Source organism: Bacillus sp. EE-W1 (assembly GCF_009760835.1).
Classification (GTDB): domain Bacteria; phylum Bacillota; class Bacilli; order Bacillales; family Bacillaceae_G; genus Bacillus_A; species Bacillus_A wiedmannii.
The window spans coordinates 1-4136 of the sequence record NZ_WIPE01000133.1 but is presented as its reverse complement, the minus strand read 5'-3'; the positions used below and the strand labels follow the sequence as shown (position 1 = coordinate 4136).

At 37.5% G+C, this 4136-nt stretch carries 6 protein-coding genes and 1 pseudogene; 6 read left to right on the top strand and 1 reads right to left on the bottom strand.

Features of this window, described 5'->3' with window-relative positions; genetic code table 11:
* Window positions 1-118: 118 nt before the first annotated feature.
* Window positions 119-1250 (bottom strand): annotated as a pseudogene (locus tag GFJ36_RS28380) (site-specific integrase).
* Between the two features lie 184 nt (window positions 1251-1434).
* Here GFJ36_RS28380 and GFJ36_RS28375 point away from each other — a divergent pair.
* The 6 genes from GFJ36_RS28375 to GFJ36_RS28350 all read left to right on the top strand — a co-directional run bounded on the left by GFJ36_RS28375 (window position 1435) and on the right by GFJ36_RS28350 (window position 3998).
* A complete protein-coding gene (locus GFJ36_RS28375; RefSeq protein WP_157349822.1) occupies window positions 1435-2145 on the top strand; it encodes a helix-turn-helix domain-containing protein in 711 nt (236 codons plus the stop codon).
* Window positions 2126-2482 (top strand): helix-turn-helix domain-containing protein, encoded by a 357-nt coding sequence (locus GFJ36_RS28370; protein WP_242016045.1) that lies wholly within the window; start codon window positions 2126-2128, stop codon window positions 2480-2482. Before GFJ36_RS28375 ends, GFJ36_RS28370 begins: the two co-directional genes overlap by 20 nt.
* Before the next feature lie 317 nt (window positions 2483-2799).
* A complete protein-coding gene (locus GFJ36_RS28365) occupies window positions 2800-3210 on the top strand; it encodes a hypothetical protein (RefSeq protein WP_157349821.1) in 411 nt (136 codons plus the stop codon).
* Window positions 3211-3295: 85 nt separating this feature from the next.
* On the top strand, window positions 3296-3445 hold the full coding sequence (fbpA, locus tag GFJ36_RS28360) for a Fur-regulated basic protein FbpA (protein ID WP_157349820.1): 150 nt from the start codon (window positions 3296-3298) through the stop codon (window positions 3443-3445).
* Complete coding sequence (locus GFJ36_RS28355; protein ID WP_157349819.1) at window positions 3442-3615, top strand: hypothetical protein; 174 nt, start codon at window positions 3442-3444, stop codon at window positions 3613-3615. Before fbpA ends, GFJ36_RS28355 begins: the two co-directional genes overlap by 4 nt.
* Window positions 3612-3998 carry a hypothetical protein gene (locus tag GFJ36_RS28350; RefSeq protein ID WP_157349818.1) on the top strand — a complete coding sequence of 129 codons (387 nt, stop codon included), beginning with the start codon at window positions 3612-3614 and terminating at the stop codon, window positions 3996-3998. The genes GFJ36_RS28355 and GFJ36_RS28350 overlap by 4 nt, the downstream gene beginning before the upstream one ends.
* Window positions 3999-4136 lie beyond the last annotated feature (138 nt).

The following is a 4136-nucleotide window of genomic DNA, read 5'->3' as shown; positions in this document are numbered from 1 at the left end:
CGCCTACTTCGACCATACCTTCTTCAGGCACTTAGACACATGTATACGTAAATTCACGTATTACCGACGGTTAACGGACATAAAATTAAGCGTGGACACAAACGTGGCAACATATCGCTTACGTATTCATAATTTTATCGAGTTTTTCAGATACCGATTTTTGCATGTCAGGAAGAACGTGACTGTACGTATTAAGTGTCGTTTCAATGTCGGAATGGCCTAATCGATCAGCAATTAATTTAACATTAACGTTTTGTTGAATCAGCATAGTCGCATGAGTATGTCGTAGGTCATGGAACCGTATCTTAGGTAACTCGAGTTTCTCCGTTAAATTGTAAAACTCTTTTCTTAGGTTACGGGGAATCATCGGCTTGCCTGTACGCGTGCAAATCACTAGGTCATTATCTTCGTAGTCTTGACCGTGATATAAACGCTCTTCCAGAATCATTTTACGATGTATTTTTAATTCACTAACGAGTTTTTCTGGAATGTGTATAGACCGTACACTAGAAGCGTTCTTAGCTCCGACTTTTATTTCCGCAGCTTGCGTTAGAGTTTGTTTGATGTAAATAACGTTCCTATCAAAATCAATATCTCTCCAACGTAAACCCATAATCTCACCTTGTCGCATACCGGTTAATAACGCCATTACACACGCAACATAAATGCGTGTGAGACGCTTAATGTTCTTGGATTCCGCTATGAAGTAATTTACTTGATCTAACGACCAAACGTCCATCTCCTTACGTTGGTCTCTTCGGTAAAGTAGTACCTGTCGCTGGATTATCTTTTATGAGCTTCATTGTCTTTGCTTTTTTTAGAGATGCGCTTACTATTCGAAAGACTAAGTGAACAGTGTGAGATGAATAGCTTGTCTCATTTACTAGATTATTTACAAACTTTTGAATGTGAATAGGCTCAATCTTTTGTAATTGAAAATGTCCTAGTCTCGGCTTAATCACGTTCTCGCAGTAGATTAAATGGATTTCGTAAGTGGACTTCTGAAGATATATACGTCTTTCTTCGAACCACTCATCAAGATATTTAGAGTAGGACATTTGCGACAAATCAAGAAACTCATCATTTAACATCTCGGCCTGTATTTTAATCAACGCATCTTCAGCTTCTTTTTCAGTTTTAAAACCACGTCGTTTTATTTGTCTTCTTTTTCCGGTAAATGGGTCTTTTCCTAAATCGAAGGAAAAATACCAACTTCCTCTTTTTTTATCTTGTAATACGCTACCTTTCATAATTAAACCTCCATAAGGCTTTAACTATTGAAATAATAGCTTCCATATCAAGTATTTTAAACTCTTGGACACAAATTGTATAGGGGTATAAAAAGTAGAAAAACGTAAATTATTTTATTTTTTTTTCGGAAAAAGTGCGCGAAGTCCTGAGTCGGTGCGTCATGTATAGTATAAGGCATTCGTAATGTGTTTACTTAATTTTAGGAGGTGTTTCGTTCTGGTAGGAAAACAAGATGAAGCTACCTTTATAAAAATATCTACTGATGCTATCGAGTCCGGCATTGTCTCAGATTTAGGGGATGAGAGGTGGCAGACGTTATGTGTATTAGTTTCATTTATGAATAACGTAGGAGAATGTTATACGTCACAAGACGTTATAGCGGATTCACTAGACGTAAGTAGAGAAAGTGCAAATAAGCGAATTAAAAAGTTGTGTGAGTATCGTTGGGATGGTGAGCCATTAATTGTTAAAGAAACTAACGTTTTAAACGGAAAACAATTTTCTACCAATCGATACAGTTTAAGTATTAGTAATTTGTTTGAATTACCATACGATAATGAGTTCGCTATTACACAACCTAATAAACCTCACAATGGACAACTAAGTGATGTAGAAAGAGTAAGTAGACGATTAATATCCGGTTACGGAAATTGGGTCGAATCTGTTAAGAAAAGAGATAACTACATGTGTACAGTATGTGGTAATAGCAAAAACGTAGTTGCACACCATTTAAATAGTTATGACCTATTCGAGGAAGAACGAACTGACCTGGAAAATGGATTGACGCTCTGTGATAAATGTCATTTGAATTTCCATTCTGAATACGGATTTGGAAATAATACGAAACAACAATTTGATGAATGGAGGAAGAGAGTTGAAGTCAGGGGTTCTTGATTTACGCCACAATAAATTCGTTATGGTAACAAAAGCGGTCATTGATGATACGCGTTTCATTACGAAACCAGTAGATAAGCTAATATACGCAGTACTTTGTTCTTATGCAAATAACGACACAAAGGAATCATACCCAAGTGTTTCAGCAATATCGCAAAGAGCAAGGTGCTCAGAACGTACAGTACGTAGATCATTGCGGACTCTAAAAGAGTTAGGGCTTATTGATGTAAAAGCAAGGTTTGATGAGTATGGGCAGTCTACCAATCTCTATATATTATTAGAACTTCCTGATTATTTTAACGAGGGGTTGACAAAAACGGAAGAGAGTCCTTGTTAAATTTGTCATGGAGTCCCTGTCGCCAAGTGCAGACGAACTATACTCATATTAACTAGACTTACAAGAACTATACTAAAGATTAAAAACTAGAACCTTGAAGTCTATTTCTAGCGAAATACCCTTCCATCATTAATATATTAGGCGGTAATTACTTATATAAAAGAACGCCGCTAATAGATAATGAGATACAACAAGCGTAAGTGAAGTTGTAAGGGTTTGATAAATGTTTAATGTGTATAAATGAATTTATAAAAAATAAGTTTTATATAGAGCGCATTATTAAAAATTCAAAAGGTGATTAGTAGGAGGTGTTTACGATGAAAGATATAACGGCCGGTAGGTTACAACGTCTATTAGCGAATCTGGACAAAGAGATAGTTCCGTTAGAAGCAGTATTTAACGAAGTTGAACGTCAGTTAAAACACATAGAACTCGTTCAAATAGACTTGCTTCATATCGTTGAGTTAGAAACGTTCAGCTCTGTCCGAGGATATCACTTAGCGAAAAAACTTAAGGAGGTCCGATTAGAACGACGCGCAATCAAGGATCGTTGGGAGGAACTTAAGATAGCGTTAGACTCGCTAAAGGAAACGAAAGCTAAAACGAAGGAACAAATGTTAGTGATTCGTGAAAAGAGAAGTCGCTTGGATGAGCGTAAGTATCATATTAGAAAACTAGACGGAGACTTCGACATACAGACAGATTGTATCGTCAGAAGAAAGAAGTAGCTAACGTAAATTCTACGATCAAATACTGAGAGAGTTATCGAGGATTTAGCAAGTATATTTAACGGTTAGTACAAATGGAGGAGCAATGCAGTTACACGATTTATTACTGAAAGAAATCTACATCGAGGCGCTAATTCGTCGCAACGTATTTAAAACGGAAGACGGACGGGATTTATGGCAGGCGTCTAATGAGGAATTACATAAGCAATTATTTGACGAGGAGGGAACGGAATGAAAGACATTATCGAAATGATTGAGCGTCAGATAGCGTACATGTTTATCGTATCTCATACAAAAGAAGAGATACAAGCGGAAATAGACCGCGGAAATAAACACGTAGAGTGGGCGTTAGGAGAAATGAATAAATGTCAGAATGGGCTTACGAAAGGTAGTGATGCTAAATGACCCGTATATCAACGAAAGATTTCCGCAACCTACCAATCGAAAAGTGGAACGTAACAACCTTCCGAGAGTACCTAAAGCACGAACACGAAGAACGTTATAAAATTCCGTACGTCACTCGTAGCTATGCGATGGAAGGCCGAATGCTCAAGACGTTCATCGCCGATCATGGACCGGAAGCAACAAAACGATTCATCGACGCATGTTTCGCCGACTATAAGCCGACACGGGAGTATCCCGGATTAAACTTTGCGTTTATGTATTCGTATATGCGATCTAGGTTGTTACCGAGAGTTCTTGAAGAAATTCGTAGGAAAAGTGCACATTTATCTCGGAATCCGGAACATATAGAAGTAAGCACGGAAGAAATTATCGATTATTTATAAATGGAGGGGTTAAGATGGGACGGTCTAGACTATCTTTTGATGTCGTAAAAGCGAAGTTTGAAGAACGGGGTTACGAACTATTAGAAACTAAGTATGTAATAGGTACATCGAAAATGCGATATAAATGCCCGCATCATC

Excerpts from the sequence above, each read along its gene's own strand:
- GFJ36_RS28365 (WP_157349821.1), top strand. The coding sequence starts at position 2,800 with ATGAAAGATATAACGGCCGGTAGGTTACAACGTCTATTAGCGAATCTG.
- fbpA (WP_157349820.1), top strand. The coding sequence starts at position 3,296 with ATGCAGTTACACGATTTATTACTGAAAGAAATCTACATCGAGGCGCTA.
- GFJ36_RS28355 (WP_157349819.1), top strand. The coding sequence starts at position 3,442 with ATGAAAGACATTATCGAAATGATTGAGCGTCAGATAGCGTACATGTTT.
- GFJ36_RS28350 (WP_157349818.1), top strand. The coding sequence starts at position 3,612 with ATGACCCGTATATCAACGAAAGATTTCCGCAACCTACCAATCGAAAAG.
- GFJ36_RS28375 (WP_157349822.1), top strand. The coding sequence starts at position 1,435 with ATGTGTTTACTTAATTTTAGGAGGTGTTTCGTTCTGGTAGGAAAACAA.